Below are 26,872 nucleotides of genomic sequence, written 5' to 3' on the forward strand. Positions count from 1 at the left end.
TAAGCACCCCGAAAGCCCGCGTAATTGCGGGCTTTTTGAATTTTCGGCCTAACACTATCTGGCAAGTCTTCGCATCACCTAAGCGGAAGCCCGGTAACGGCTCGGTGAGGCAAAAAAGATGATCGCCGCTGGGAAGTCACCAGCCAAAGAGAAGGTCAAAGAAAAGGGCTGCGTCAGGGTTGCGGAGACGTTCGGGGTGTGTGCTGGAATTATGCATGCGGACTTGCGAGCGCTTACTGACAGCATCGTGGAGCGAGGTGCTCCGGAAATAGCAGTTCACTCGCGAGTTAATAGCCCCTGGTTCTGTAGTCACCTAACCGAGCAGACCTTGCTGGAGATTGAGATAGACTGCGCACAGGGCGACCTGATCGAACAACCGCAGTTGTTTACCCACGACAGCCTGTTGCGTCGACCTGTGCGGCCGCGATCTTTTTCATTTGAGGCGCCCGGTACATTCCGGTGAAACACCTTCTGGTCTGTACACAATCACATCAAAAGGAGCTAGATAGTGATCGATACATTCAGCAGAACCGGCCCGCTTATGGAAGTCACCAGTTACCCTGCCTGGACGCAGCAGCTCATTCAGGATTGTAGCGAGAGCAAGCGTCGCGTTGTAGAGCATGAGCTGTACCAGCGCATGCGCGACAATAAGCTCAGCGCGGCCACGATGCGTCATTACGTGATCGGTGGTTGGCCGGTGGTCGAGCAGTTTTCCTTGTACATGGCACAGAACCTGACCAAGACCAAGTTTGCCCGCCATCCTGGGGAGGACATGGCGCGCCGCTGGCTGATGCGCAATATTCGCGTGGAACTCAACCATGCCGATTATTGGGTGGATTGGGCCCGCGCCCACGGTGTCAGCCTGGAGGAGCTGCAGGCGCAGAATGTGCCGCCTGAGCTGCACGCGCTGAGCCACTGGTGCTGGCACACCAGTTCAGTCGATTCGCTGATCGTGGCAATTGCCGCCACTAACTACGCCATTGAAGGGGCCACGGGCGAGTGGTCTGCGGTGGTGTGTTCGACCGGCGTGTACGCTGCGGCGTTCCCGGAAGAAGAGCGCAAGCGCGCAATGAAATGGTTGAAGATGCACGCCCAATACGATGATGCACACCCGTGGGAAGCCCTGGAAATCATCTGTACGCTAGCCGGGAATAACCCGAGCAAGGCGTTGCAGGTGGAGTTGCGCCAGGCCGTGTGCAAAAGCTATGACTACATGTTCCTGTTCCTGGAGCGTTGCATGCAGTTGGAAAAAGCCTCGGCGAACTCTCGCAAGCAGCTGGAGCTGGCAGCCAGCGAGGCCTGAGCCTGTCTGGCAATGGCGGGCTCAACCTGCCATTGCCGAGCGCTTGCTTTTAAGTGTCATTCTCCACAAGCCGAAGCCGCAAGCTCAGAGTGCGGAGCTTGTCGTTTCGGCCTTGATAGCCATACCATCGCCTTTCTGGTCGCGAAAACGGCGCTGACAAAGTTTGGACAGTTTATTTTCAGTCAGAAGATCTTGCTGGGGAAAGGTCTTGTGCACCTCGCCCCGGTTCCTTGATCTGTCCAATCAACGATAGTACGATTCGCGTCGCTCACCTTCTTTGACCTAGGCGCCCGAAGGAGGATATTTACGCAACATCTCGAAACGCCTCCCGCAAAGCCCGCGCACCATTCGACAACACCCCGACATCAGACCCCACTGCGACAAATACGGCCCCCAGTTGCAAGTAAGTGCGAGCCATAGCCAAGTCACCGCTGAGAATACCCGCCGCTTTACCGGCTTTACGAATCTCGCCAATGGCTGTCGCTATAGCCTGCTGCACTTGAGGGTGTCCAGGATTGCCCAAATGACCCATCGACGCTGCCAGGTCAGCCGGGCCGATGAACACTCCATCTACGCCGCTGACCCGTGCAATCTCAGGCAGGGCTGCCAGACCCGCCATGCTTTCAACTTGCACCAGCGTACAAATCTGAGTGTCAGCATGGGCCAGGTAATCGGGTATTTGTTGCCAGCGTGAGGCTCGCGCCAAGGCTGCTCCAACCCCGCGTACCCCAACTGGTGGGTAGCGTGTTGCGGCGACGATGCGCGTGGCCTGTTCGGCGCTTTCTACCATTGGGATTAGCAGGGTCTGGGCCCCCAGATCAAGTAAGCGTTTGATCTCTACAGTGTCATCACTAGAGGCACGGACAACCGCGTGTGCCGGTGTGCCCGCTAGGGCCTGCAGTTGCGCCAGGGTTGAGGGTACGGTGTTGGGGGCATGTTCGTTGTCGATAACCAGCCAGTCGTATCCGGTACCGGCGAGTAATTCGGCGGTGTAAGCGTTGGCCAGGCCCATCCATAGGCCAATTACCGGATCGTTCTTGCCAAGCGCTTGTTTGAAGGTGTTATGCATAGCTAAATCTTGGTGAGTAAAGGATCAGACGAAGTGGCAGCCGACGCTGCCCAGTGGGCCGAAGTCAGCATGAAAGGTGTCGCCGCCGTTGGCATGCACTGGTCGAGTGAAAGAGCCTGAAAGCACGATGTGTCCCGGTTCGAGGCCACTGTCGAATGCAGCCAGGCGATGGCATAGCCATGCAACACCATTGGCAGGGTGGTTAAGGACACCCGCTGATAGGCCCGTCTCCTCGATGACGCCATTACGCATCAACAGTGCACCCACCCAACGTAAGTCCAGATCATCCACACGTATTGGACGCCCACCGAGGATCACTCCGGCATTTGCCGCATTGTCAGCAATGGTGTCGACCACTCGACGTGGTCGCTTAGTTTCACGGTCTAGCTGTTCGGAGCGTGCATCGATGATCTCCAGTGCGGGTACCACATAACGGGTGGCGTCCAGCACATCTAATAGTGTCACTTGCTCGCCCGCCAAGCGGCGGTTCAGGATGAAAGCCAGCTCCACTTCTACCCTGGGAAGGATTAGCTGCTCGCGTTTGATTTCACTGCCATCGCCCCAGAGCATGTCATCGAGCAGTACGCCGTAGTCTGGCTCATCAATCTGTGAAGCCATTTGCATCGCCCGTGAAGTCAGGCCGATTTTGTGGCCGATAATTCGCTGACCACGGGCAAGCTTCATCTGTACCCAAGCGTGCTGGATGGCATAAGCATCAGTGATGCTCATCTCGGGATGGCTCAGCGAAATCTGACGTATTTGCTCGCGAGAGCGCTCGGCCTTATCCAGGTATTCAGCGCTTTGGCGCACTTCATTTGCATTCAACATCTTGGCCTCCGGAATGTGTCGGGGCTGGGGCTTGCCAGTTCAACAACTGCTGCGCCTGTCCCTGATCCTTCAGGGCCTGCCATTGCTGGGGAGAGGGCGTGGAAAGCTGGAAATCGGCTGATACTTTGCAGTACCAGCCCGGACTATGAAGACGCCCGATCAAGGCCATTGGCAATGGGTCGATGAACATTTTGCTGACGTCGGTAACGGCCTCGTCGCATAGGTGTACGCCGACGATGTCTGCGAGTACAAAGGTGCGTATACCGTCAATATCAATCAACTGGCGGACCTTGCACTCCATCGAGCATGGACTCGATACGATTCTTGGCACGGCCACCTGCTGGCTCGGGAGCATTTCAAGTCCTGCCTCTTGGGCTTCATTCAAGCCGGCATCAAAGTCTATAGAGGTGATAGTCATGCGTCCGGCCATGTTTTCCGAGACCAGATTGACTACAAATTCGCCTCGGTCGACGATGTTGCGTGCTGTGTCTTTGGGTTCACCCGCGCGCGAACCGATGCAAAGACACAGCAACGGGGGATCCCCGGACATCACATTGAAAAACGAAAATGGTGCGACGTTGACCGCACCCGAAGTACTGCACGAACTCACCCATGCGATAGGCCGGGGAATTACCGTAGAGTGCACCAGCTTGCTACGTTGCGAGCTGCTTAACGCCTTCATATCGAAATACATGTCTCACTCCTGCTAGCTATACATTTAGCGATTGGCGCTTGGGCCAGGCTGCTGCTCATCGACTGCGACACCCGCGCTACGAGCCGTGGCCTGATGCAGCTCGATAAGGTTTCCTGCGGGATCGCGCAGGAACAACTGTTTCAGGTTGGGAGAGGCAACATTGTCGAGGGTGAAGTACTTGATACCTTGTTCCACCAGTTCTTGTTCGGCGGCAAGTATGTCCTCGACGGCAAGGGCGAAGTGATTCGAGACCGGGTCCTGATCTGGTCCTTTGGCGTACTGGGAAACGCCTTCGCAGCCAAGAATGTGCAGTTGGGTGCCATTGGGTAGGTTGAACCACGAACCGTAAATGCCGGGAATCTTCCAGCGAGACGGGTCTTGTGGCAAAGCCAGCACGTTGCGATAGAAATCAAGCATGGCATCGGCCTGCGCATGATTGACGCCGAAACCAACATGGTGCAATTCAATTACTTTCATGGTGTATAGGCTCCTTCGGGATTTTTAATTGAGGCTTGGCCTTTGATTGTTGTGAAGCAATAGGAATATAGTACGTGTATCGTATTATACGCAAGTAGTACTATTTCTTTGCGCTATGATTGCCAACCTTCCCTTTGGTATTGAGCTTGACCCATCATGCACCGGTCCAAAAAATCCGTTTCTACGCCATCTTTCACGGCTCTTAAGGCAGTACGTCCTCACTTGGAGCTGATGCGCGCTAGTGCCGCCGAAAACACCAACCCTAGCCGTGCAGGGCTAGGCTTGTTGATGCTGTGGCTGTGCGACGATATCGAGCAGTGCGCTAATAGCCGTCTCGCGCCGTTCGGCCTGTCAGAGAACAAATTTGATGTATTGATGTTTTTCAGTCTGGCAGAGCGGGGATTGGTGGAGAGCCAGGCGATCACTCCGTCCAACATCGCGGAGTATTTCGGCGTGACGCGCTCCACAGTGACATCCTTGCTGGACTGGCTGGAAAAACGCGATCTGCTGCGCCGCAAGTTAAGTACCGAGGATCGACGCAGTTTTGCCTTGGAGCTAACTGATGAAGGCCGTAAGTTGGTGGATGAAGCCCTGCCGGCGTTTTGGCAGATGTGCGAATCACTGACCAGCAGCCTTGATGAAGCGGAATGCCAAGTACTGCAAAAGATGCTCGCCAAACTCTGGGCCCAACTTAAGTCCGGCGCTAAGACGGGCCGTCGCTAGGTAAGGCTTGGTCCTGTACTCGGCCCAGACCCCCGAGCCAGATCCATAAACGCCTGCAGATAATCAATCACGGCCTCCGTCTCCCTCATCCCCAAGAAAATCTGCTTGGCGATGCCATGCTTGCCCAACCTCACCGGCACCACATCCAGCTTTTCTGCATACTCCTCCACTAACCATCGGGGTAGGGCTGCGACCCCGCGCCCGCTGGCCACCATCTGCATCATGATGTCTGTTGTCTCAATCGCCTTGTGGCGTCGGGGGGCGATGCCTGCGGGCAGCAAAAACTGGTTGTAGATATCCAGCCTGTCTATGTCGACCGGATAGGAGATCAGCACTTCCCGGTCCAGGTCCTTGGGTTTGGCATAGTCCACCTTAGCCAGTGCATGAGCTTTATTGACCACCAGCACCTGTTCATAGTCGAACACAGGCTCGAACTTCAAACCCGGTTTATAGAGCGGGTCTGGTGTCACAAGCAGATCGATTTCAAAGCCAAACAGCGCGCCGATGCCGCCAAACTGAAATTTCTGCTTCACATCCACATCCACATCCGGCCAGGCACTGAGATACGGCGAGACGATCTTCAGCAGCCACTGATAGCAGGGGTGGCATTCCATGCCGATACGCAGCGAGCCTCGCTCTCCTTGAGCAAACTGCCCCAAGCGTTCTTCAGCCAGATCCAGTTGCGGCAGGACGCGATTCGCGACGGCCAGCAGGTACTGCCCAGCCTGGGTTAGCTGCAGGCTACGGCCTTCGCGTCGCCAGATTTCGGTGCCCAGTTGCTGCTCCAGTTTCCTCATGGTGTGACTAAGGGCGGATTGGGTAACGTGCAGCACGCCTGCGGCGGCGGTCAGGGACCCTTGCTTGTCGACTTGCTGTACGACGGCCAGATGGATGCGCTCTAACATGGTTCGTGAAGGATATTCATGGATTGGTGAGATAAGACCATTTTACTTCATTGATATGGCTTCCTACAATGCAAGTCATTCTTTAATTCACTGGCCTATTGAGAGCAGCACATGACGACGATTCATAATCTTGGCTTTCCGCGCATCGGCGCCAAACGGGAACTGAAGTTCGCCTTGGAGTCTTACTGGAAGGGCGAATCTTCGCGTGACGAACTCAAGGCTCTGGGTGCTCAACTGCGCCAGCGTCATTGGGAGAACCAGGCGGGTCTGGATCTGGTGCCCGTGGGCGACTTCTCTTTTTACGATCAGGTGCTGGATGCCAGCTTCTTGCTGGGCAACTTGCCCGAGCGAGTCCAGGGTTTCCATGGCGATGAGCTGGATAACTACTTCCGCGTAGCGCGCGGTCGTTCGGCCAAGGGCTTGGAAGATCACAGCGCCTGCTGCGGTGGTGGTGTGGCTGCTGGTGAAATGACCAAGTGGTTCGACACGAACTATCACTACATCGTCCCCGAATTTACGGCTGACACCCAATTCACGCTGGACGCCTCGCGTCTGCTGGAGCAGTTGGCTGAAGCCAAGGCCCAGGGCGTGAAAGCCAAGCCTGTGATCATTGGCCCCGTGACCTATCTGGCGTTGGGCAAGGCCAAGGATGAATCCAACAAGCTGGCCTTGCTGGATCGTCTGCTGCCTGTGTATGCGCAATTGCTGGACACGCTGGCGAAGGCGGGTGTGGAGTGGGTGCAGATTGACGAGCCTATTCTGGTTACCGAGCTGGACGCCGAGTGGCAGCAAGCGTTTAAGACGGCCTATCAGCACCTGAAGTCCTCAGGCGTGAAACTGCTGGTGGCGACTTATTTTGGTGAGCTGCTGGAAAACGCCGCTTTGGCCGCCAGCCTGCCTGTGGCCGGTTTGCATGTCGATGCCATCAATGACCGTGATGGCGTGGAATCCCTGCTCAAACTGCTGGGAGAGGACAAAGTCTTGTCCTTGGGCGTGATCAATGGACGCAATATCTGGAAGACAGATTTGACTGCTGTTCTGGATTGGGTCGAGCCTATCGCGAAGCAACTGGGCGAGCGCTTGTGGATTGCACCTTCGTGCTCTTTGCTGCATGTACCGGTTGATCTGGACAGCGAACAAAAGCTGGATGCCGATGTGAAGTCCTGGTTGGCTTTTGCCTTGCAAAAGCTGGACGAATTGCGCGTGCTGGGCAAAGCCCTGCGTGAAGGTCGCGATGCTGTGAAGGCTGAGCTGGCCGAGAACCTGGCGTCCCTGACGGCTCGTCGCAACTCGCCTCGTGTGAATAATCCTGCTGTCAAAGCGGCGGTTGCCCGTATCAATGCTGAACTGGGCAAGCGCAAGAGCATTTACGCACAGCGTGCTTCCAAGCAAGCTGAATTCCTGAAACTGCCTGCATTCCCCACCACTACGATTGGTTCTTTCCCGCAGACGACTGAAATCCGTCGTGCGCGTAGTGAGTTCAAGGCTGGTCGCCTGGATGAAAGCAGCTATCAGAACGCCATGCGTGCCGAGATTGAGCGCAGTGTGCGTGAACAGGAAAAACTGGGTCTGGACGTTTTGGTGCACGGCGAAGCCGAGCGCAACGACATGGTCGAGTACTTCGGTGAGCAACTGGATGGTTACGCATTCAGCCAGTTCGGCTGGGTGCAGTCCTACGGTTCGCGCTGCGTGAAACCACCTATTCTGTTTGGTGACATCAGCCGCCCTCAGGCCATGACGGTGGAGTGGATTACCTACGCTCAGTCCCTGACCCCAAAACCCATGAAGGGCATGTTGACGGGCCCCGTCACGATTTTGAACTGGTCCTTTGTGCGTGATGACCAGCCACGCTCGGCTTCTTGCCTGCAATTGGCGCTGGCCATTCGCGAGGAAGTGCTGGATCTGGAAAAGGCCGGTGTACACGTTATTCAGATCGATGAAGCAGCCTTGCGTGAAGGCTTGCCACTGCGCAAGTCGCAATGGAAGAGCTATCTGGATTGGGCCGTGGAAAGCTTCCGCATCACCGCTAACGGCGTGGGTGACGAGACGCAGATTCATACCCACATGTGCTACTCGGAGTTCAACGACATTATTGCGTCCATCGCCGATATGGATGCCGATGTGATCACCATCGAAACCAGCCGTTCGGATATGGAATTGCTGGAAGCCTTTGAGAACTTCCAGTACCCCAATGAAATCGGCCCTGGCGTGTATGACATTCACTCGCCCAACATCCCGACCGAGCAGCACATTGTGGATTTGATGAAGAAAGCCGCCGAGCGCGTGCCAGCAGAACGTCTGTGGGTGAATCCCGACTGCGGTCTGAAAACACGCCAATGGGCAGAGGTGATTCCCGCGCTGACCAATATGGTGGCGGCAGCGAAAGCCTTGCGAGCAAGTGCCTGATCCAATCAGGAGCAGTTTTGGCGGTGAGTCCCGGCCAGCTGCCGGGACTTTTTTTGAGGGGCTGGGCGTAGTGCTTCATCACTGTGTTTCAGCTTCCCCAGAAAGTGCGGTGTGTGGGGCAGGGGTGAAACCGGCTCAGTCCTGAAACAGGCCAGGCAGCGAGCGCAGAGCAAGCATAAACAAGATGAATTTATTTTTCTAAATCAGTGATTTAGCTTGAAAGTAAATTCGAGATTGATAACAGAAATTAGGGCATACATAAAAATGAATAAAGAATTCGCGTTCAGCATCAAAAGCATCCGTTTTGATGAAAACTACCGTCCATCTGACAACACACGTATCACCACTAACTTTGCCAATCTGGCCCGTGGTGAAAGCCGCCAGGAAAACCTGCGCAATACCTTGAAGATGATTGATAACCGCTTCAATAGCCTGGCACACTGGGACAACCCGAATGGGGATCGTTACTCGGTCGAGCTGGATATTGTTTCGGTTGATATTGACGTTGAAGGCAATGGTTCTACGTTCCCTACCATTGAGATTCTGAAAACTAACATCATTGACCGTAAAGAAAACAAGCGCATTGAAGGTATTGTTGGAAACAACTTTTCTTCTTATGTGCGGGATTACGATTTCAGCGTTGTTTTGCTGGAGCACAACAAGAATAAAAACGGCTTCAGCGCGCCAGAAGGTTTTGGCGATTTGCACGGCAAGCTGTTTCAGTCTTTTGTGAACTCCACGCTGTACAAAGAGAACTTCAACAAATCTCCCGTCATCTGCCTGAGCGTGTCCAGCAGCAAGGTTTATCACCGGACTGGCAATCAGCATCCCGTATTGGGTGTTGAGTACCAGCAGAACGAGTTCTCTCCCACCGATGAATACTTCGCCAAAATGGGCTTGCAGGTTCGCTATTTCATGCCCCCAAATAGCGTTGCGCCTTTGGCCTTCTATTTCCGTGGTGATCTGCTTAGCGACTATACGAATCTGGAGTTGATCAGTACGATCAGCACGATGGAATCCTTCCAGAGAATTTACCGTCCCGAGATTTATAATGCCAACTCGGCGGCTGGAATGCGTTACCAACCCAGCCTGAAAAATGCAGATCACTCGGTCACGCAAATTGTCTATGATCGCGAAGAGCGTAGCCGACTGGCGGTTGAGCAGGGTCGGTTTACCGAAGAGAGTTTTATCAAGCCATACAAAGTTATTCTTGATCAATGGGCTGCTAGCTACGCACTTTGATTAATCAAAAACAACAAGGTTATTTATTATGAAAAAATTGCTACCCACCTCCACCGCTGGCAGTTTGCCTAAACCCTCCTGGCTTGCTGAACCCGAGAAATTGTGGTCGCCCTGGAGACTGGAAGGTGAGGACCTGGTCGAAGGCAAGAAAGACGCACTGCGTCTGTCCCTGCAAGAGCAACTGCACGCCGGTATCGACCTGATTAGCGATGGCGAGCAAACCCGCCAACACTTTGTCACCACGTTTATTGAACATCTGGACGGGGTTGATTTTGAAAAGCGTGAGACCGTTCGTATTCGTGACCGTTACGACGCCAGCGTACCAACCGTTGTGGGCGCAGTGACTCGTCCCAAGTCCGTGTTTGTGGATGATGCCAAGTTCCTGCGTCAGCAAACCACGCAGCCGATCAAATGGGCACTGCCTGGTCCCATGACCATGATCGATACGCTGTACGACAACCACTACAAGAGCCGTGAAAAACTGGCTTGGGAATTCGCCAAGATCCTGAACCAGGAAGCTAGAGAGCTGGAAGCGGCTGGCGTGGATATCATCCAGTTTGACGAGCCCGCTTTCAACGTGTTCTTTGATGAAGTGAACGACTGGGGTATCGCTACCTTGGAACGTGCCATTGAAGGCCTGAAGTGCGAAACCGCCGTGCACATTTGCTATGGCTACGGCATCAAGGCCAACACGGATTGGAAAAAAACCTTGGGTTCGGAATGGCGTCAGTACGAAGAGTCCTTCCCCAAGCTGCAGCAATCCAAGATCGATATCATCTCCTTGGAGTGCCAGAACTCCCTGGTGCCTATGGATCTGATTGAACTGATTCGTGGGAAGAAAGTGATGGTTGGCGCGATTGATGTGGCGACCAACACGGTTGAAACGGCGGACGAAGTAGCCAACACGCTGCGTAAAGCACTGAAGTTTGTGGATGCTGACAAGCTGTATCCGTCCACCAACTGCGGCATGGCGCCTTTGCCACGCGCAGTGGCACGCGGCAAGCTGCATGCTTTGAGCGCCGGTGCTGAGATTGTTCGTAAAGAACTGTTGGGCTAAGACGCCTTAGGGCATCGTTTAGTCTCGTAGCTCAAGCTGCCCCCAGCAAACAGGATTGATGGCCTTGCCATCGCTGTTGCTGGGGGCAGTTCTATTTAAATACGGGCTTCCTGGATACTCCGTTCAACGAGCTCCGCATAAATCGCTTCTTGCCCTGCTGGATACACTGGCAGCAAGGTTTCCCGCCGTTTCTGCGCATCGAAAAGTGATTCCACCAGCCAGCCCACAAGGTATAGAGAGGCCAGGCATCCGCCTGCGTTGGCAAGCTTGCCGTAACAGACCAAGGCCTGATCGACGGGTTCCAGATCCACATCCTGCAATAAAGCGCGCGCATCGGGGTGGGTGGTTGCCCTGCGTTGGGGTAGCAAGCCCAGGCGCTCCAGAAAAAACACACCTGCACAAATCGAGCCTATGAATTGACGCTCGGGGTTCAGGTGCAGATTGGGTAGAAAGTCAGGATTGCTCATGGCCGCTGGCACTCCCTTTTTACCGCTGCTGAACAAGACCGCATCGGCTTGGCTGGCTTCGGATAGAGGTCCCTGTGTCTGTATTTCCAAACCATGCGCAGATCGTAAAATAGGTGCCGCACCCAGTATCCTGACGCGCCAGTCTCGTGTGTTTCGACCTAGCAGGTCCCACATCAGAAACAGATCTATGTCCGTGAATTGGTCGAAGGCAATCAGTGCTATTTCTTTCATTACAAGCTCCATGAAAAAGCCGCAATCCCTGTTCTTGCGGCGGTCACCGTGAAGCTTCGTAGTCTATTTATTCACTAATCACCCTACACAGGCTGTATGTTCCCGTGATGCGCAAGTTGACGAGAGACGATTGGATTGAGGCAGGTTTGAAAACCCTGGATCTGGAAGGCTATATCGGCGTTTCAGGGGAGCGGGTTGCTCGCCGCTTGAATGTGACGCGCGGATCGTTCTATCACCATTTCCGCAATCGCGAGGACTTTGTGCGGGCACTGCTCTCGACCTGGGAGCATGACTACACCGCTTGCATGCTGGAGTATGCGGCGCAGGGGCAGGGGGCGGTGGAGGTTTTGAAGCGCTACATTCATATCGCTGCCGATAAGCAGCCTAATCGAGAAGTGGCCATTCGTGCATGGGCTTTGCACGATCCTTTGGTGGCGGAGTATCAGTCGCGTGTCGATGCCACGCGTCTGGCCTTTGCGATCAAGACCTCAAAAAGTGCTTTTCTACTACCCAAGCATTCAGAGATTGTGGGGGAGATGGCGCATCTGTTTTTTATAGGTGGGCAGCAATCTGGGGTGCGTCACAATGCGGCTCGCTTCGGGAGTCTGCTGGGTGGGGCTCTGGAAATGTTTCGCAAGCGCTCCAGGGTTTAGGGCGGATCAAGCGAGGAGGGCGGGGATAGGTAGAGTAAAGAAGAGCTCTCACGGTCTACACACGTCAAAAATTTGATGTTTTCAGCCTGCTAGCGATGGTAAAAGACGAGCTGCCTCAATACTTGTGATTAAAGAAATCTTGTTCACTGCAAAGAAATGAACTAGGATTCACTCATGTAATGAATCGGAGTTCACTTCTTTATGGCTTACCGTCAAACCCCCGCTGTTGAAGCCCGCCTGCAAGATAATCGCAGCCGTATCCTGGAAGCCGCTCGTGCTTTGGTAAGTGAAGGCGGTTGGCAGGAGGCGCAGGTTGCCAGTGTGGCGGCCGCTGCCGGTATCGCGACGGGAACGGTCTACCGTTACTTCCCGTCCAAGGCGGAACTGTTTGCAGAAGTCTTGTCGCTGGTGTCTCAGCGCGAGGTGGATGTGCTGACAGACATTGCCCAGGCTGATGGTTCCTCTTCCTTGCGCCTGCATGCGGCCGTCTCCACCTTCGTCAAACGCGCCATGCGCAATCCCCGCCTTGCCTATGCCTTGATTGCGGAGCCGTGTGACAAGGAGATTGACGCTGCGCGCCTGGTTTACCGCGCGGCGATCAGCCAAGTGATTCATTCCATTGTTTCCATGGGTCAGGACGCTGAAGAAATGCGTCGTGACGTGCAGCCTGATATTGCGGCCACTGTCATTGTGGGCGGCTTTATGGAAGGCCTGATTGGCCCACTTTCTCCCTTGAGCCGTCAGCAGCACGATGGCACGGACAGTTACCAGCGCCAAGTGGCGGCGCTGGCTGACCAGATTGCCCAGATGGCTTGTGCCAGCGTGGCAGTCCTTTCTGCCACGCCTTAGAAAAATAGATCGGAGACAGACATGAATCAGCCCCTTGTCAGCAGTATTTTGAATGCTCCAGCGGATCGTTACAGTACACATCAGGTTCTGAACCAGGCCTTGCCTGCCAGTGGCTTTAACGTTTTTACGGGCGATGCGGTATTGCAGGCGGCCATAGCACGGGAAGCGCCGTGGGCCGCCTCGCGTTGTCAGGCTTTGGGGGCGGTGGCCGGTGATGAAAACGTGCAGGAACTGGCTCGTTTGGCTAACCGTCATTTGCCTGAATTAAAAACGCACGACCGTTTTGGCAATCGAATTGATTGGCTGGAGTTTCACCCAAGCTGGCACGAGTTGATGAGCCTGGCCTGGCAGCATGAAGTCCCGAATCTAAGCTGGCGTACTCAAGAGAAAAACGGTCACTTTGCGCGGGCAGTGTTGTCGTATCTGTGGAATCAGGTGGAGCACGGCACAGGCTGTCCGACCGGCATGGCGTATGCGGCCTATGCAGGTTTCGAGGCCGAGCCCGCTTTGGCCGTGTGGGCGGATAAGCTCAAAGGCACTCGCTATGAATACAGCCGTCGGGAAGTGGGGGAGAAGCCCTCTGTGGTGATTGGCTATGCCATGACAGAAAAGCAGGGTGGTTCTGATTTGCGCGAGACGCAGACCACGGCGCGTTTTTCCCACAGCGCGGATTATCACGGGGCCACAGCACATTGGTATGAGCTGACCGGGCATAAATGGTTTTGCTCCGTGCCGCAGTCGGATGGCTTTTTTACGCTGGCCAAAGTCAATGGTGGCGTGACGTGTTTCTTCTTGCCGCGCACCTTGCCAGATGGCAGCTATAACCGCTTTTTCGTGCAGCGCCTGAAGGATAAGGCCGGGAATAAATCGAATGCTTCCAGCGAGGTTGAATATGCAGGGACACTGGCGATTCGGGTGGGGGAAGAAGGGCGCGGTATTCGGGAAATTCTGTCGCACTCGCATCTGACACGCTTGGATTTTGCGATTGGCTCAGCAGGCTTGATGAGGCAGGCACTGACCCTTGCCTTGCGCCACACCACATCACGCAAGGCATTTGGAACCTCCATTGCCGACCGCCCCATGATGAGCAATGTGCTGGCCGATATGGCTGTGGAAGTGGAGGCGGCGACCTTGATGGCGTTGCGGGTGGCCAAGGCAACGGATCAGATACCAAGCAGCGAGCACGAGAAATTCCTGGCCCGTGTAGCCACACCCGCCGCGAAATACTTCAATTGCTCGCGAGCGCCTTCCATTGCGAACGAGGCTTTGCAGTGCCATGGCGGGAACGGTTTCATCGAAGAAAATCCGATGGCACGTGTGTACCGCGAAGCACCCTTGAACAGTGTCTGGGAAGGGACGGCCAATATGATGTGCATGGATGTGCGCCGCGCCATGATCAAGGACTCGCGCACGGTGGAGGCGATGTTCAATGAACTCAAACCCTTGGCCGGGCAAGATCGGCGGTTTGATGCACTGGTACAGCATACCGAACGCATCGTGCATGCGGCGATCCAGGATGAGTTCCTGGCCCGTCCCATGACTGAAGCTGTCGCCCGTGTGTTGCAGGCGGCAGAGCTGATGCGATATAGCTCTCAAGAGGTTGTGGATGTATTTTTAAGTACGCGTAGTCCAGGGCAAGTAGGTGCCTGGGGGGCGCATTACGGCACCTTGGCGATGACAGTGTCGCCTGCGACAGCGCAGAAGATTGTGCTTCGGGCTAGCGTGTCGGATTGAGCCGCAATGGCTAAACAGGCCGAGGCGCTTCGTGAGGGCTTGGCCTGTTTCTGACTCTTAGCCTGCGGTACACACTCGCAGCCGATGCCCGTCCAGATCCAGTGCCACAAAGGTACGTCCGAACACAGCCGTTGCAGGCTCTTGCTCGATCTGTATGCCCGTAGCGACCCAGTCCTGATAAAGCTGATCCACGGCCGCGTCATCCTCGGCTAGAAACGCGAGTTCGGATCGATGCCCTGTCCCGGACGATACAAAGCTGGCAGCCTGGGTAGACCATAAGCCCAGCGTCAGTCCTGTGTTCAGTTCAAAAGCGACATAGGTGGGAAAAGACTCGGTGGGGGCTTTCTTGAGCAGTTTTTCATAAAAAATGCGGCTGGCTGCTGGATCTTCAACATAGAGAAGCAGCAGGTTTGGGTGTTTCATCGTCAGTCCTTTGTGTGATTGATCCGATGATTATGGGTGACCATGCTGCCAAAAAATGGCAGTATCCAGCATGGCCCGAGCAGAACGACTTCTTTCTCTTTTACAAGTACTACGCCGACACAAGCGTCCGGTCAGCGGTGCGCGGCTGGCGGAGGAGTTGGGTATCAGCATTCGTACCTTGTATCGGGATATCGCTTCTTTGCAGGCGCAGGGGGCAGATATAGAAGGCGAACCAGGGGTGGGCTATATCTTGCGTCCCAGCTTTATGTTGCCGCCTTTGATGTTTTCTCAGGCAGAGCTGGAAGCCTTGCTGCTGGGGTTTCGCTGGGTAGAAAAGTTCGCAGACGAGCCTGTCACCAAAGCTGCTGCGGATGCGATGGCCAAGATTTCGGCTGTGCTGCCTGATAGCCTGAAAGACAGCCTGGAGAGCACGGCCCTGCGGGTCGGGCCCAGATTGATTCAGGATGCAGAAGTCGTTGACCTAGGTATCGCACGTACAGCAATTCGCCTGCAACGCAAATTGCACATCAGGTATGTGGATGGGGCAGGCCAGAGCTCGGAGAGGGTAATCTGGCCCTTCGCCTTGGGCTACTTCCAACAAGTTCGGATTTTAGTAGGCTGGTGTGAGCGTAAAGAGGATTTCCGTCATTTTCAGACGGACCGGATACAGGTTTTGTTGAGCCTGGAAGAGCCATATCCCCGGCATCGAGCGGACTTGTTTGCACAGTGGCGAGCAACACAAAGCGATCTACGTGGCTTGCCTGACATCTGACGCTCAGGATTTGCTCTTCAAGTTCTATATTGTTCGTTTATTGCTTCAAGCCCTGCTGACAAGAGGGTTTTTTCTTGGTCAATTATTGTTATGTTATAACATCTCAAAATTGGCGAGAAATCCTCTGGAACGGATCGCCCACTGATGCATTAAGGACGAAGAGAAATGACGATAAGCCCCGACAACAGCACGGCTGATCACACAGCCCGAATTCCCGTAACGGTCTTGTCCGGTTTTCTGGGGGCGGGCAAGACGACTTTGCTGAATCACATCCTGAACAATCGCGAAGGCCGCCGCGTCGCCGTCATCGTGAACGATATGAGTGAGGTCAATATTGATGCCGCTCTGGTTCGCGACGGCGGCGCTGAACTATCGCGCACGGATGAAAAGCTGGTGGAAATGAGCAACGGCTGTATTTGCTGCACCTTGCGGGAGGACTTGCTGCTGGAGGTAGACCGTCTGGCCAAGGAAGGGCGGTTTGATCAGTTGGTGATTGAATCCACGGGCATTTCAGAGCCACTACCCGTAGCCGAAACCTTTACCTTTGAAGGCGAAGATGGCCGTTGCCTGGATGAAGTCGCTCGGCTGGACACCATGGTCACGGTAGTGGATGCCTTTAATTTTCTGCGTGACTACCGTTCGCAAGACAGCATTCAGTCCCGTGGAGAATCCTTGGGTGAAGAAGACGCGCGTACCGTTGTGGACTTGTTGATTGAGCAGATCGAGTTCTGTGATGTGCTGGTTCTGAACAAGATCGATTTGATCAGCGAACCAGAACGTGAGCGCCTGATGGCGATTCTGAATAGCCTGAATCCCCGCGCTCGTATTGAAACGGCCGAGTTTGGCAAGGTGCCCTTGGACCGCGTACTCAACACCGGCTTGTTCGATTTTGAAGAGGCTTCCAGAGCCCCTGGCTGGTTGCAGGAATTGCGCGGCACTCACACCCCGGAAACGGAAGAGTACAGCATAGGCAACTTTGTTTACCGCGCCCGCCGTCCGTTCCACCCGCAGCGTTTTCTGGAGTTGGTCGAAAGCGAATGGCCGGGCGTGGTGCGCTCCAAAGGCTTTTTCTGGTTGGCGAATTTCCCTACCTTGGCGGGCTCCTGGTCACAGGCTGGGGCCGTTGCCCGCTACCACGTGGCGGGTTACTGGTGGGCCTCCATGCCGCCCGAGCGTTGGCCGGAAGATCCCGAAGCGCTAGCCCTGATCAAGGAGAAATGGGATGAGCAAGTAGGGGACGCACGTCAGGAACTGGTGCTGATTGGCATGGATATGGACGAGGCTGCATTACGAGCCCGTTTCGATGCCTGCTTGTTAAGCGATGCAGAAATGGCCAGTGGTCCCAGTACCTGGACAACATGGGCGAATCCGTTTTCAGACTGGCCTTGATGGGATTGAGGTCTTGCCAAGCCCATATCGGCTTGGGTAGGGCCTTTTGATTGGATTTTCAGTATGACAGTTGTACTTCCTGACCCGGCTCTACATGACTCCACGGATGGCCTGACACCACTGTCCTGGGTAGGCATGGAGGGAATCGATATACCCATTACTGTGGTCGAATCTGGCTACAGGAGGCAATTGATTGAGCCGGTTTTTATGCAGGTTTTTGGGAAGCAGCCTTGGCCGACTATCAGAATCCCAGTATTCAGGTCCGCCATCTGGAGAGTCTGCATCCCCATGATGCCGTGGCCTTCAATGATCCTTCGTCGCAATGGAAGACTCCTTCACGACTGAACGGGGGCGTGGCGCCATGATTGTTTTAGCCCTTATTGATCCATGTCAGACACAGCCTCAACGTAAAAATTTCTTGCTGCGGGAGCCGGCGGGCACGATCACGCTCAACCTGGCTGGCCTTGTGTTTTGTTCTCTTGTCTCGGAGCTGCGATGAAAGCTTTTCTTGTCGCTTCGCTGGTCTTGCTAGTTCGCGGCTATCAACTTTTTATCAGCCCATTGCTGGGGCCACGCTGCCGCTTTTATCCGACTTGTTCGCAGTATGCGATTCAGGCTTTGCAGGTGCATGGCCCATTTAAAGGAACTTGGCTGGCTGCACGGCGCATTGTCCGTTGTCACCCGTGGCATCCGGGCGGGCACGACCCGGTTCCTGCTCTTGGTGATCGGAGCAGGCAATCGCCCAAGCAAGCAGGAGGTGACCGTGGATAAGGACTCAGCACCAGAGTCCATAGCTCAGACCCAACAATCCATTGTGGATGGTTTCCATTGCCTGGGTAACTGGATGGCGCGTTACGAATATCTGATTGATCTGGGACGCTCCTTGTCGGACTTCCCAGACAAATGGCGTACGGAGGCGAATCGTTTGCATGGCTGTCAGGCACAAGTCTGGATGGTGTCTGAATTGCGGGATCACAGGCTGTTCTTTCAGGCCCGTAGTGATTCCGCCATCGTCACCGGTTTGTTGGCTTTATTGATGAAAGTGTATTCGGGGCGTTTGCCTGAAGAAATCCTGTCCCATCCCCCCGAATTTTTACGGGTAATTGAACTGGATCAGCACTTGTCACCGAATCGCGCCAATGGCCTGTTTCACATGATGGAGCGGGTTCGTTTGGCGGCACAAGGCGCTATGGATGCAGAAGTAGCCAAGGCAAAACCATGACGCCAGAAATCCCGAAGGCCCCTATCTCCCTGACCACAGAAACGATCAAGCAGCATGATCTGCGCCATGCCGATTTGCTGCTCTGTGGCGGCACGGTAATCACACCTAACGGCGCCGAGCGTATCGACATCGCCTGTGTGCAAGGCCAGATTATGGCTCTTGGCGACTTGCGCCCCGGCTGGAGTGCAGACTGTGTGCTGGACTTGAGTGGGCTGCACGTATTGCCAGGGGTGATCGACAGCCAAGTGCATTTCCGCGAGCCGGGGCTGGAGCACAAAGAGAATCTGGAAGCGGGTACGCGGGGCGCAGTTCTGGGCGGGGTGACCGGGGTTTTCGAGATGCCCAATACTCATCCCTTGACCTTGGGAGCCGTAGATTTGCGAGCCAAGCTGGATGCCGCTCAGGGCCGTAGTTGGTGTGATCACGCCTTTTATATCGGTGGCTCAGCGTTGAATGCCGAGTCTTTGCAGGAATTGGAGCAGCTTCCAGGCTGCGCAGGTATCAAGGTCTTTATGGGCAGCTCGTTTGGAGACCTGTTGGCGGATGAGGACGAAGTCCTGCGGCGTATCTTGCGTCATGGTCGCAGACGTCTGGCGGTGCACGCGGAGGACGAGGCCAGGCTGCGTGAGCGCAAGCATATTGCTCTGGACAGCGGCGATGTGCGCCAACATCCGGTATGGCGTGATGTGAAAAGTGCCTTGAAGGCGACTCAACGTATCGTTCGCCTGGCAGCAGAGGTGAACCGCCGTTTGCATGTGCTGCATGTTTCTACAGCAGAAGAAATGCAGTTTCTGGCCGCACACAAACACCGTGTGACGGTAGAGGTGACCCCGCATCATTTAAGCCTGCAAGCTCCTGAATGTTATGAGCGTCTGGGCAGTCTGGCGCAAATGAATCCGCCGATACGAGAACAAGCTCATCAAGATGCTCTGTGGCGGGCGATTCGCTCGGGCGTGGTGGATGTCATCGGTAGCGATCACGCGCCTCATACCTTGCTGGAGAAATTCCAAGCCTATCCCGCTTCACCCAGCGGCATGACTGGCGTACAAACCTTGCTGCCCGTGATGTTGAACCATGTACGTGCAGGCCGCTTGAGCTTGCAACGATTGGTGGATTTGACGAGTGCCGGACCCGCCCGGATTTTTGGTCTGGAAGGCAAAGGGCGTATCGCAGTGGGTTTTGATGCGGACTTTAGCGTTGTGGATTTGAAGGCGCGCCGCCGCATCCGCAATGACTGGATTGCCAGCGTCAGCGGCTGGTCCCCTTACGATGGCATGTCAGTTGTGGGCTGGCCGATTCACACCATTGTTCGCGGCCATTGTGTTGTGCGTGATGAAGCCCTGGAAGGGCAAGCGCAAGGCAGGCCGCTGCGTTTTCTGGAAGTCACTTAGCCGCCAATTTTGCAAGGAGTGCGCCATGACGGATTCAAAAGAGCTTAAAGAGCGTGGCCTGAAGGCGACCACGGCTCGTATCCAGATTCTCGAGATCTTTCAGGCTCCCGGCATTCGTCATTTGACGGCGGACGATGTCTATCGCCAATTGATACGACAAGGCAGTGAGATTGGCCTGGCTACTGTCTACCGCGTGCTGACACAGTTGCAGCAGGCAGGTTTGTTAAAGCAGGTTTATTTTGAATCCGGCCGGGCGCTGTATGAGCTGGATGATGGCGAACATCATGATCACCTGATCTGCACGGACTGTGGCCGTGTGCAGGAATTTCATGATGAGGCTATCGAACAGCGACAAAAAACGATTGCTCAAGAGCGGGGCTTTCAGGTGCTTGAACATAGCCATGTGCTGTATGGGCGTTGCTTGAAACCCGATTGTGAATATCGCCCGGAATCCATGATGACAAGGAGAAAACGTGAAGACTGAAGGACAAGACACAGCCTCCGCAGAAAACACAACGGTGCACATGGGCCGCCGAATTTCGGTAGAGCAAGTGGAAGAGGGCCGCATACTGGCCCCCAAGTTTGACGAGCAGGGCCTGATTGCGTGCATCACCACAGACGCTAACAATGGCGAGGTCCTGATGCTGGGTTACATGAATCGTGAAGCACTGGAAAAGACCATCCAGACAAGCGAGGCTCACTACTGGAGCCGATCACGTCAAATGCTTTGGCATAAAGGTGCCAGCAGTGGACTGGTGCAGACGGTAGAGGAAATGCGCATTGATGACGACCAGGATGCTGTGTGGCTACGTGTGCGTGTAGCGGGTTCGGGAGCCAGTTGCCATGTGGGTTATTACTCCTGTTTCTACCGGCGGGTGCCGATGGGTGCCGAGCATCACAAGGGTCAGGAGCTGGTTTTTGTGGAGTCGGCCAAGACCTTTGATCCCAAGGAAGTGTATGGGGATTTGCCCAATCCTACTGTGCTTTAACTTTTGCTCACATAGACCGGGCTGGGTTTATGTTCTCCCCAGCCCTTTGACGTCTTGCCGCTCAGGCCTGCGTAGGCCCCGCCAGTCGCGTAGAACGATGCTCCCGATATGCCGCCGCCAATGTCCTCAAGGCTTCCCGCGACCGCTGATCCGTCAGTGTCGAATGCAGCACAATCCGGGAAGGGGGCAGGGCAGGCAGTCCCAGACGCTGGCCCACATCAATCGCATCTGGCGGTGCCAGGCGGCACGAAAATGCTGCCACCGCCAAACCCGCCGAGACTGCCGCCATCACGGCGGCATGGCCTCCACCTACAAATACTTCATTCCACTCAATCCCGGCAGTGCTTAAGGCGTATGTCGCAATATCCCGCACGCCACAGCAGGGGGCCAGGGCGGCCAGACGTAATGGCTTGCCTTCTTGCTGATGAAAGCAGGGTGCCGCAAACCAGGCAAAGTGTTCAGGCCCCAAGTCCTCTCCATCACGGCGATGATCTTCCTGGCGCACGATGACGGCATCCAGTTCGCCCTTGTCAAAATCCTCCAGCAAGCGATGCGAGCTTTCCAGGCGAACTTCAATCGTCAAGGCGGGGTCTCGCTCATTCAAACGGGACAGCAAGGTAGGAACTTCCGGCCCGGCAACGTGCTGGGCAATCCCCAAACGAAAGCGGCGGCAATCGCAAAGCAGGGCGGCTCTGGCGCGGTCGTGCGCGGCAATGAATTCACGCGCCGGATTAATGAACACCGTGCCCTGGGCAGAGAGCCGCACCAGCCTGGGAGTGCGTTCGATCAGCTTGTAGCCCAGGCGTTCTTCCAGACGTTTCAGCTTCACGCTGATAGCGCCTTGTGTGGTGCCTAAGGCTTCGGCGGCTTTGGTAAAGCTTTGGAATTCGGCAATGCTCACAAAAGCCTGTACGGACTCCACATCCAGAACGGGGCGGCTCATGATCTATCCATTTTTGTTGTTTCTGATATGCCCAATCATAGCATTGATGAATGGTTGTCCCGTCCCTACTATCTCTTCTGATTGAGTGGTGCCGGGCTGCTTGGCTTTGGCATCTGCGCCGTGGTTCGCCGGGACGGCGACGTGTATTGACGACTTTTTGGAAAGATAACGATGACTCCCTCTATCCTGTGTCAGGGCCGCTATGCCTTGGCCGCTGTGTGCTTGTCGGCCTTGATGCTGGGCCTGGAAATCTCCAGCGTGCCGCCGATTTTATCCACCATTGAACAAGTCATGGGGGCCAGCTTTCGGCAACTGCAATGGGTGATGGCCGCCTACACCATTGCCATGACGACCATTCTGATGGGCGTGGGTACCTTGGCGGATCGCTATGGCCGCAAGCGCATTTTTACGATCGGGATTGTGGCGTTCGGGATCACCTCCCTGGTATGTGGCCTGACGGAAAGTGCCGCTGTTCTGATTGGCGCTCGTTTCCTGCAAGGCTTGAGCGCCGCCATGATGCTGATCTGTCAGATTGCTATCTTGTCGAATCAGTTTCGAGACGGGCAGCAGCGTGGCAAAGCCTTTGCATGGTGGGGTGTGGTCTTTGGGGCAGGACTGGGTTTTGGTCCGATAGTGGGTGGTCTGATTCTGTCTTTGGCCAGTTGGGAATGGGTGTTTTTGATTCATGCTGTGTTGGCTATTGTGACCTTGTTGTTGGCGCGGGCCGGTGTCCAGGAATCACGTGACCCCCAGGCCAGCAGCCTGGATGTAGCGGGAATCACGACCCTGTCGCTGGCCGTATTTTGTCTGGTGCTCTTTGTGACTCAAGGCCCCGTGTTGGGTTTTGCCAGTGTGCAGGCTTTGAGCATTATTGCCCTGTCCGTTTTGAGCCTGATCGCCTTTGTTTTTGCAGAGCGCAGAAGTGCGCGCCCCATGCTGGAGTTTTCCGTATTTCGCATCCGTCGTTTTTCCGGCGCCTTGCTGGGCTCAATGGGAATGAACTTCAGCTTCTGGCCTTTTATCATCTATCTGCCTATCTACTTTCACGTGGGGCTGGGGTATGACAGCGTGCAGACCGGGCTGGCTTTGCTGGCCTATACCTTGCCGACACTGTTTGTCCCACCCTTTGCAGAACGGCTGGCGCAGCGTTGGCAAGCGGGTGGCGTCATCACGCTGGGCCTGACCTTGATCGGCCTGGGTTTTGTAGTGATGAAAATAGGCAGTGTTTCCGATCAGCCGGGCTGGCTGATTCTGCCAGGCTGCGTGCTGGCCGGGATTGGTCTGGGCATGGCCAATACGACGACCACCAATGTGATTACCGCCTCGGTGTCGGCTGAACGCGCCGGTATGGCCTCGGGGGCAGATGCCAGTGCCCGCATGATCTCCTTGGCCTTCAATATTGCGGTGATGGGCTTTGTATTGGTGCAAGGCATCATGAGTGATCTGCGTAGTCGATTCGGTCTGTCTGCCGATAGTGAGCTGCGTTATCTGGCCGAAAAAGTAGCCTCGGGCGATGTTAGCGCTGTGTCGCAAAGCAGTGTCTTGCTGGCTCAGGCCGCCGATCCTGTAGAGGCGGCCCATACTGCCCTGATTGCCGGGTTTGGCTGGGTCATGGTGTACGGCGCATTGGCCGCGTTTACCTTGGCGGCCTTGAGCTTTATGGTCTTTGGGCCTGCGAAGAAGGTCGCTCGGATGGACTGCAAGGCGAAGTGCGAAGCGGCTTAGCTCAGTGCAGGGTTGGGGCGTGTATCTGGCCAGCAAGACGCGATCTGTTCTGTCGCGGTTTACCCTTGACCAAGCCATCCATCACCTGTGCTACCATCGCCGGGCATTCTGGCTCGGGCATGGTGCCCGTCCGGGAATTTGCCTGTCCGCGTTTGCCGGACAGTGTTCATTGCATGGCTTATGAGCTCTCCTCTTTGCGTTGCAACATCGGATTCTTCGGCTTTGCGTCAGGTCGTCATCCTGGTTTTTGAAGGGGTGACCTTAACGGACGTCTCTGGCATCAGCGACGTCTTTTATATTGCCTCGACACATTTTCCAGCGGTGACCTTGCCAGGCTATCAGGTGCTTGTGGCGTCCTTGCACGGTGGGCCGGTAAGGACTTCCTGTGGGGTGGTGATTGCGACTGAGCCTATCGCCCAATGTGCAGCGCAGTGCATTGATACCTTGGTTGTTCCCGGTGGTGGGCCGCCGGAACAGCCGCCCATACCGCCGGATCTGGTGGCCTGGCTACGTCAGTATGGGCACCTGGCTCGTCGTGTTTGCGCCGTGTGCACGGGAGCGTTTTTAGTGGCTGAAGCGGGTCTGGCAGACCAACGTCGTTTGACGACGCATTGGCAGGCGGCGCAAGTGCTGGCGGCTCGTTATCCGGCGGTTCGGGTGGAGCCCGAGCCTGTGTTTGTCCGCGATGAAAGCCTATGGAGTACCGCCGGGTTCAGTGCCGGTGTGGATATGGCCTTGGCTTTGTTGGAAGAAGATCGAGGTTATGACGCCGCCATGGATCTGGCGCGTTTGTTGGTGGTGTTTTTAAAGCGCTCGTCGGCACAGTCTCAGCATTCCGATACCCTGTCCAGCCAATGTGGTGTGCTGGCCGACTTTGGGCGTTTGCATGCCTGGATGGCCGACAACCTGGGAGCAGATTTAAGCATCGAAGCTCTGGCCGAGCGTGTCACGATGAGTCCACGCACCTTTGCGCGGCGCTATGTAGAAAGCGTGGGCCGGACCCCCGCTAAAACCGTAGAACTCTTTCGGGTGCAGGCAGCGCAACGCTATCTGCAGGAAGCCCGTTTGTCCTTGAAGCAAGTGGCCGCTCTGTGTGGCTTTAGCAGTGCGCAGCATTTGCGCAGAGCCTTTGCTCGTCACGTGGGCTATACCCCCGATTAAGTGCATCAGCAGCACTCGCTAGCGCTGTTTGGCAGAATCTGACTGCTTTTTGTCCGTGATGAGGAGTGCGAGCCAAGTACAGTCCTCATCAGATAAAAAGAAATGGAGACAGTCAGATGAGTACTACGCTGAGGACACAGGGGGCAATGGCGTTTGATGTGACTGCTAGCTTGCATGGCAGGCAGGCATCGCGTGATTGTGAGCCATCCGGCTTGAGGCAGTCGCTGTGGGCGCTGGCGGATAGCAATTCAAACAGTGATGGGCGTTTGCGACCCTGGCCGCATGTCCGTTGTGCCTGTCATATGGGCGGGGCTGATTTTCTGGGCATGCTCGATGCCCATGCCAGCTTGCCGCAACGACAACAAGGCCAGCCCTGGACCCAGCCGGGCCGTTTGACCCAGCCCTTTCATTGGACCTGTGGGGCACTGTTCTGGCAGCGCCTTCTGGCTGGGCAGACTACGTTTTCCATGCAACAAGCGGCCTTGGCGGAGGCGGTACGAGCTGCCTTGTTGCAGGAGTCAGAGGCCCCAACAGGCCAGCAGTCTGTACAGGCTAGCGCTCCTGCTTCGTCCGGTGCTGAACACCGAGATCCCGTTACTGGCCAGGGCCCCAAGCAAAAGGGGCAGTCTGGTTTGGCCGATACCGTTCTGGTGCATGGACGCATTTTTACAGGTGACACCGATTTGCCGTGGTGCGAGGCGCTGGCCATCGCAGATGGCCGTGTGCTGCTGGCGGGTAGCGTGTCGCAGGTACAGCAGCGAGTCGGGCCGACTACCGAGGTGATCGACCTGCAGGGCAAGCTGGTCATTCCGGGCTTGAACGACGCACATATGCATCACACACCGGACCCAGTCGGGATTCGTTTGCCTATCGACCTGGCGGCCGATCCTTCGCTGGATGTGCTGGTTTCCTTGTTGCAGACCGCCGTGGCGCAGTCTCCGGCAGGGACATGGATTTATGCAACGCTGGGTGCGCAGTTGATTAACGAGCCCCAACTTGCCCGACTGCTCCTGGATGAATTGGCTCCCCTGCATCCGGTGCTGTTTCTGGGCATGACCAATCACACCAATGTAGTGAACAGCGCTGCCATGACTCGTCTGGGTCTGGACGATGACGCGCCAGATCCCGTGGGTGGGGTGTATGAGCGCGTGCCTGGCTCTCGTCGTTTGTCGGGCCGTATCCATGAGTACGCCTCCTGGTCCCCGCAACGCTGTTTTGCGTCCATGGCCACTGTGGAGGAGGGCGTCGCCAGTTTGCAGACCTTGGCAGAGGATTGTCTGCGCTGGGGGATCACCACGATCCAGAACATGACCTGGACTCCCCCCGAGCGCTATATCGCGATGCTGCAAGCGGCTGCCTTGCCGATTCGAGTCCGGGTGATTCGTTTTCCACCGTCCGGACATGCGGGTCGGTTAGTTAGCGATGGGCAAGGCTTGCCGCGACACCCCGGTGAGCGGATTGAATTTCATGGAAGCAAATGGATTCTGGATGGCACCCCGATTGAAGGGGGCGCGGCGGTAACGCAGGCTTATACAGGCTCGGTCGCGGCCAAGGCCACTGAGGCTTTGCATGGGGTCGAGAACTTCTCTCGCCAGGAAATTGCTCGCATGTTGCAAGAGAGTCTGCAAGCCGGGGAGCAGTTGCTCTTGCATGCGATTGGAGATCGAACGCTGGAGAGTGTCTTGTGTGTGCTGGAGGAGTTTGAGCCTCAGGTCGATTGGCGCGCACGTGCCTTGCGTATCGAACATGCAGATGGTCTGACCCCAGCGCAATTGACGCGTTTGTCGCAGACGGGGGCGATGGTGGTGCAGAACCCGACTCACTTCTGGTTCTATGCCGGTGATACAGGGTTCTCAGGTTTTAGCGGTGCGTTTCAGAGCCTGGGGCAGGCCGGAGTACCGGTAGCGATTGGGTCGGATGGGCCATTGAATCCCTTTTTGAGCTTGTTCGCGGCGGTTGACCATCCCGCTCGACCGGGCGAAGCCATGACGATGGAACAAGCCGTGCGTGCCTATACCTATGGCAGCGCGATAGCCGAGGGGCGTGGAGCGGATAAAGGCCGTTTGTTGCCCGGCTGCATCGCGGATCTGGCCGTACTGTCGCAAGACATTTTTAGCGTGTCCCCTGACACCTTGCCGCAAACCTGCAGCCTGCTGACGATGGTAGATGGGCAGACCGTCTACCGCAGCGCCGCATTCTAAATCTATTTTTCAAGGAGA

26 protein-coding genes and 2 pseudogenes are annotated in these 26,872 nt (G+C 55.7%); 20 read left to right on the forward strand and 8 right to left on the reverse strand.

Translation table 11 applies throughout. The features are described 5' to 3' along the window. Nucleotides 1-97 precede the first annotated feature (97 nt). Both OSH09_RS02005 and OSH09_RS02010 read left to right on the forward strand, forming a co-directional pair. A pseudogene (locus tag OSH09_RS02005) lies at nt 98-286 on the forward strand (tyrosine-type recombinase/integrase); the annotation flags it as partial. A gap of 222 nt (nt 287-508) precedes the next feature. Then, nucleotides 509-1,303 (forward strand): TenA family transcriptional regulator, encoded by a 795-nt coding sequence (locus OSH09_RS02010; protein ID WP_266119979.1) that lies wholly within the window; start codon nt 509-511, stop codon nt 1,301-1,303. Between the two features lie 304 nt (nt 1,304-1,607). Here the strand turns inward: OSH09_RS02010 and hpaI are convergent, their stop codons facing one another. From hpaI to OSH09_RS02030, 4 genes are read right to left on the reverse strand one after another with little or no spacing between them, the layout of a single operon-like run. Continuing rightward, nucleotides 1,608-2,372, reverse strand: coding sequence for a 4-hydroxy-2-oxoheptanedioate aldolase (gene hpaI, locus OSH09_RS02015; RefSeq protein ID WP_266119980.1), 765 nt, complete (start codon nt 2,370-2,372; stop codon nt 1,608-1,610). A gap of 24 nt (nt 2,373-2,396) precedes the next feature. Next, nucleotides 2,397-3,200, reverse strand: a complete 804-nt coding sequence (gene hpaH, locus OSH09_RS02020) for a 2-oxo-hept-4-ene-1,7-dioate hydratase (protein ID WP_266119981.1) — start codon at nt 3,198-3,200, stop codon at nt 2,397-2,399. Further along, nucleotides 3,184-3,894 carry a flavin reductase family protein gene (locus OSH09_RS02025; RefSeq protein WP_266119982.1) on the reverse strand — a complete coding sequence of 237 codons (711 nt, stop codon included), beginning with the start codon at nt 3,892-3,894 and terminating at the stop codon, nt 3,184-3,186. The genes hpaH and OSH09_RS02025 overlap by 17 nt, the downstream gene beginning before the upstream one ends. A 24-nt stretch (nt 3,895-3,918) precedes the next feature. Continuing rightward, nucleotides 3,919-4,371, reverse strand: a complete 453-nt coding sequence (locus OSH09_RS02030; protein WP_266119983.1) for a VOC family protein — start codon at nt 4,369-4,371, stop codon at nt 3,919-3,921. Between the two features lie 156 nt (nt 4,372-4,527). Here OSH09_RS02030 and OSH09_RS02035 point away from each other — a divergent pair, with 156 nt between their 5' ends. Next, nucleotides 4,528-5,094 carry a MarR family winged helix-turn-helix transcriptional regulator gene (locus tag OSH09_RS02035; RefSeq protein WP_323178698.1) on the forward strand — a complete coding sequence of 189 codons (567 nt, stop codon included), beginning with the start codon at nt 4,528-4,530 and terminating at the stop codon, nt 5,092-5,094. Here the strand turns inward: OSH09_RS02035 and OSH09_RS02040 are convergent. Then, a complete protein-coding gene (locus OSH09_RS02040; protein ID WP_222668277.1) occupies nt 5,091-5,999 on the reverse strand; it encodes a LysR family transcriptional regulator in 909 nt (302 codons plus the stop codon). The genes OSH09_RS02035 and OSH09_RS02040 overlap by 4 nt on opposite strands. Nucleotides 6,000-6,110: 111 nt before the next feature. On the opposite strand from OSH09_RS02040, the gene metE reads away from it, so the two are divergent. The 3 genes from metE (at nt 6,111) to OSH09_RS02055 (ending at nt 10,704) form a co-directional block, all read left to right on the forward strand. Beyond that, entirely contained in the window at nt 6,111-8,405 is a 2,295-nt protein-coding gene (gene metE, locus OSH09_RS02045) for a 5-methyltetrahydropteroyltriglutamate--homocysteine S-methyltransferase (protein ID WP_266119984.1), read from the forward strand. A gap of 264 nt (nt 8,406-8,669) precedes the next feature. Then, nucleotides 8,670-9,647, forward strand: coding sequence for a DUF1852 domain-containing protein (locus OSH09_RS02050; protein ID WP_222668275.1), 978 nt, complete (start codon nt 8,670-8,672; stop codon nt 9,645-9,647). 28 nt (nt 9,648-9,675) lie between these two features. Beyond that, nucleotides 9,676-10,704, forward strand: a complete 1,029-nt coding sequence (locus OSH09_RS02055; RefSeq protein ID WP_222668274.1) for a methionine synthase — start codon at nt 9,676-9,678, stop codon at nt 10,702-10,704. 95 nt (nt 10,705-10,799) lie between these two features. Here the strand turns inward: OSH09_RS02055 and OSH09_RS02060 are convergent, their stop codons facing one another. Continuing rightward, nucleotides 10,800-11,402 carry a DJ-1/PfpI family protein gene (locus OSH09_RS02060; RefSeq protein ID WP_207874093.1) on the reverse strand — a complete coding sequence of 201 codons (603 nt, stop codon included), beginning with the start codon at nt 11,400-11,402 and terminating at the stop codon, nt 10,800-10,802. 107 nt (nt 11,403-11,509) lie between these two features. Between OSH09_RS02060 and OSH09_RS02065 the strand changes: the two genes are divergently transcribed. From OSH09_RS02065 to OSH09_RS02075, 3 genes are all read left to right on the forward strand, one after another. Continuing rightward, on the forward strand, nt 11,510-12,055 hold the full coding sequence (locus tag OSH09_RS02065) for a TetR/AcrR family transcriptional regulator (protein ID WP_266119985.1): 546 nt from the start codon (nt 11,510-11,512) through the stop codon (nt 12,053-12,055). Between the two features lie 201 nt (nt 12,056-12,256). Then, the gene (locus OSH09_RS02070) at nt 12,257-12,904 is read left to right on the forward strand and encodes a TetR/AcrR family transcriptional regulator (RefSeq protein WP_266119986.1); all 648 of its coding nucleotides are present in this window, start codon (nt 12,257-12,259) and stop codon (nt 12,902-12,904) included. A 21-nt stretch (nt 12,905-12,925) separates the two neighbouring features. Further along, entirely contained in the window at nt 12,926-14,638 is a 1,713-nt protein-coding gene (locus tag OSH09_RS02075; RefSeq protein WP_266119987.1) for an acyl-CoA dehydrogenase family protein, read from the forward strand. Nucleotides 14,639-14,695: 57 nt separating this feature from the next. On the opposite strand, the gene OSH09_RS02080 is transcribed toward OSH09_RS02075, so the two are convergent. Then, complete coding sequence (locus OSH09_RS02080) at nt 14,696-15,061, reverse strand: VOC family protein (RefSeq protein ID WP_266119988.1); 366 nt, start codon at nt 15,059-15,061, stop codon at nt 14,696-14,698. Between the two features lie 70 nt (nt 15,062-15,131). On the opposite strand from OSH09_RS02080, the gene OSH09_RS02085 reads away from it, so the two are divergent. The 8 genes and pseudogenes from OSH09_RS02085 (at nt 15,132) to hisI (ending at nt 20,824) form a co-directional block, all read left to right on the forward strand. Continuing rightward, on the forward strand, nt 15,132-15,833 hold the full coding sequence (locus OSH09_RS02085; RefSeq protein ID WP_266120530.1) for a helix-turn-helix transcriptional regulator: 702 nt from the start codon (nt 15,132-15,134) through the stop codon (nt 15,831-15,833). Nucleotides 15,834-15,998: 165 nt separating this feature from the next. Next, nucleotides 15,999-17,222 (forward strand): zinc metallochaperone GTPase ZigA, encoded by a 1,224-nt coding sequence (gene zigA, locus OSH09_RS02090; protein WP_266119989.1) that lies wholly within the window; start codon nt 15,999-16,001, stop codon nt 17,220-17,222. A 221-nt stretch (nt 17,223-17,443) separates the two neighbouring features. Then, a pseudogene (locus OSH09_RS18330) lies at nt 17,444-17,587 on the forward strand (GTP cyclohydrolase FolE2); the annotation flags it as partial. A 130-nt stretch (nt 17,588-17,717) separates the two neighbouring features. After that, nucleotides 17,718-17,993: a membrane protein insertion efficiency factor YidD gene (gene yidD / locus OSH09_RS02095; protein WP_266119990.1), complete on the forward strand. Its 276-nt coding sequence runs from the start codon at nt 17,718-17,720 to the stop codon at nt 17,991-17,993. Continuing rightward, on the forward strand, nt 17,890-18,444 hold the full coding sequence (locus OSH09_RS02100; RefSeq protein ID WP_266119991.1) for a SufE family protein: 555 nt from the start codon (nt 17,890-17,892) through the stop codon (nt 18,442-18,444). The genes yidD and OSH09_RS02100 overlap by 104 nt, the downstream gene beginning before the upstream one ends. Beyond that, nucleotides 18,441-19,835: a dihydroorotase gene (locus OSH09_RS02105; RefSeq protein WP_266119992.1), complete on the forward strand. Its 1,395-nt coding sequence runs from the start codon at nt 18,441-18,443 to the stop codon at nt 19,833-19,835. Before OSH09_RS02100 ends, OSH09_RS02105 begins: the two co-directional genes overlap by 4 nt. A 25-nt stretch (nt 19,836-19,860) precedes the next feature. Further along, nucleotides 19,861-20,319, forward strand: a complete 459-nt coding sequence (gene fur, locus OSH09_RS02110) for a ferric iron uptake transcriptional regulator (RefSeq protein WP_266119993.1) — start codon at nt 19,861-19,863, stop codon at nt 20,317-20,319. Continuing rightward, nucleotides 20,309-20,824 (forward strand): phosphoribosyl-AMP cyclohydrolase, encoded by a 516-nt coding sequence (hisI, locus tag OSH09_RS02115; protein ID WP_266119994.1) that lies wholly within the window; start codon nt 20,309-20,311, stop codon nt 20,822-20,824. Before fur ends, hisI begins: the two co-directional genes overlap by 11 nt. A gap of 61 nt (nt 20,825-20,885) precedes the next feature. Here the strand turns inward: hisI and OSH09_RS02120 are convergent, their stop codons facing one another. Beyond that, complete coding sequence (locus OSH09_RS02120) at nt 20,886-21,767, reverse strand: LysR substrate-binding domain-containing protein (RefSeq protein WP_266119995.1); 882 nt, start codon at nt 21,765-21,767, stop codon at nt 20,886-20,888. 171 nt (nt 21,768-21,938) lie between these two features. On the opposite strand from OSH09_RS02120, the gene OSH09_RS02125 reads away from it, so the two are divergent. From OSH09_RS02125 to OSH09_RS02135, 3 genes are all read left to right on the forward strand, one after another. Then, nucleotides 21,939-23,492, forward strand: a complete 1,554-nt coding sequence (locus tag OSH09_RS02125; RefSeq protein ID WP_266119996.1) for an MFS transporter — start codon at nt 21,939-21,941, stop codon at nt 23,490-23,492. Nucleotides 23,493-23,672: 180 nt separating this feature from the next. Further along, on the forward strand, nt 23,673-24,653 hold the full coding sequence (locus OSH09_RS02130) for a GlxA family transcriptional regulator (RefSeq protein ID WP_207874111.1): 981 nt from the start codon (nt 23,673-23,675) through the stop codon (nt 24,651-24,653). Between the two features lie 116 nt (nt 24,654-24,769). Continuing rightward, a complete protein-coding gene (locus OSH09_RS02135) occupies nt 24,770-26,854 on the forward strand; it encodes an amidohydrolase (protein WP_266119997.1) in 2,085 nt (694 codons plus the stop codon). Nucleotides 26,855-26,872 lie beyond the last annotated feature (18 nt).

Source organism: Alcaligenes parafaecalis (assembly GCF_026344135.1).
Classification (GTDB): Bacteria; Pseudomonadota; Gammaproteobacteria; order Burkholderiales; family Burkholderiaceae_B; genus Alcaligenes; species Alcaligenes parafaecalis.

What these genes read in the sequence shown, in the direction of transcription:
- metE (WP_266119984.1), top strand. Translation starts at nt 6,111, where the DNA reads ATGACGACGATTCATAATCTTGGCTTTCCGCGCATCGGCGCCAAACGG.
- OSH09_RS02025 (WP_266119982.1), bottom strand. Translation starts at nt 3,894, where the DNA reads ATGTATTTCGATATGAAGGCGTTAAGCAGCTCGCAACGTAGCAAGCTG.
- OSH09_RS02075 (WP_266119987.1), top strand. Translation starts at nt 12,926, where the DNA reads ATGAATCAGCCCCTTGTCAGCAGTATTTTGAATGCTCCAGCGGATCGT.
- OSH09_RS02055 (WP_222668274.1), top strand. Translation starts at nt 9,676, where the DNA reads ATGAAAAAATTGCTACCCACCTCCACCGCTGGCAGTTTGCCTAAACCC.
- hpaI (WP_266119980.1), bottom strand. Translation starts at nt 2,372, where the DNA reads ATGCATAACACCTTCAAACAAGCGCTTGGCAAGAACGATCCGGTAATT.
- OSH09_RS02060 (WP_207874093.1), bottom strand. Translation starts at nt 11,402, where the DNA reads ATGAAAGAAATAGCACTGATTGCCTTCGACCAATTCACGGACATAGAT.
- OSH09_RS02135 (WP_266119997.1), top strand. Translation starts at nt 24,770, where the DNA reads ATGAGTACTACGCTGAGGACACAGGGGGCAATGGCGTTTGATGTGACT.
- OSH09_RS02105 (WP_266119992.1), top strand. Translation starts at nt 18,441, where the DNA reads ATGACGCCAGAAATCCCGAAGGCCCCTATCTCCCTGACCACAGAAACG.
- OSH09_RS02080 (WP_266119988.1), bottom strand. Translation starts at nt 15,061, where the DNA reads ATGAAACACCCAAACCTGCTGCTTCTCTATGTTGAAGATCCAGCAGCC.
- OSH09_RS02125 (WP_266119996.1), top strand. Translation starts at nt 21,939, where the DNA reads ATGACTCCCTCTATCCTGTGTCAGGGCCGCTATGCCTTGGCCGCTGTG.
- OSH09_RS02040 (WP_222668277.1), bottom strand. Translation starts at nt 5,999, where the DNA reads ATGTTAGAGCGCATCCATCTGGCCGTCGTACAGCAAGTCGACAAGCAA.
- OSH09_RS02120 (WP_266119995.1), bottom strand. Translation starts at nt 21,767, where the DNA reads ATGAGCCGCCCCGTTCTGGATGTGGAGTCCGTACAGGCTTTTGTGAGC.
- OSH09_RS02035 (WP_323178698.1), top strand. Translation starts at nt 4,528, where the DNA reads ATGCACCGGTCCAAAAAATCCGTTTCTACGCCATCTTTCACGGCTCTT.
- OSH09_RS02130 (WP_207874111.1), top strand. Translation starts at nt 23,673, where the DNA reads ATGAGCTCTCCTCTTTGCGTTGCAACATCGGATTCTTCGGCTTTGCGT.
- fur (WP_266119993.1), top strand. Translation starts at nt 19,861, where the DNA reads ATGACGGATTCAAAAGAGCTTAAAGAGCGTGGCCTGAAGGCGACCACG.
- OSH09_RS02030 (WP_266119983.1), bottom strand. Translation starts at nt 4,371, where the DNA reads ATGAAAGTAATTGAATTGCACCATGTTGGTTTCGGCGTCAATCATGCG.
- yidD (WP_266119990.1), top strand. Translation starts at nt 17,718, where the DNA reads ATGAAAGCTTTTCTTGTCGCTTCGCTGGTCTTGCTAGTTCGCGGCTAT.
- OSH09_RS02085 (WP_266120530.1), top strand. Translation starts at nt 15,132, where the DNA reads ATGGCCCGAGCAGAACGACTTCTTTCTCTTTTACAAGTACTACGCCGA.
- OSH09_RS02050 (WP_222668275.1), top strand. Translation starts at nt 8,670, where the DNA reads ATGAATAAAGAATTCGCGTTCAGCATCAAAAGCATCCGTTTTGATGAA.
- zigA (WP_266119989.1), top strand. Translation starts at nt 15,999, where the DNA reads ATGACGATAAGCCCCGACAACAGCACGGCTGATCACACAGCCCGAATT.
- OSH09_RS02065 (WP_266119985.1), top strand. Translation starts at nt 11,510, where the DNA reads ATGCGCAAGTTGACGAGAGACGATTGGATTGAGGCAGGTTTGAAAACC.
- hpaH (WP_266119981.1), bottom strand. Translation starts at nt 3,200, where the DNA reads ATGTTGAATGCAAATGAAGTGCGCCAAAGCGCTGAATACCTGGATAAG.
- OSH09_RS02070 (WP_266119986.1), top strand. Translation starts at nt 12,257, where the DNA reads ATGGCTTACCGTCAAACCCCCGCTGTTGAAGCCCGCCTGCAAGATAAT.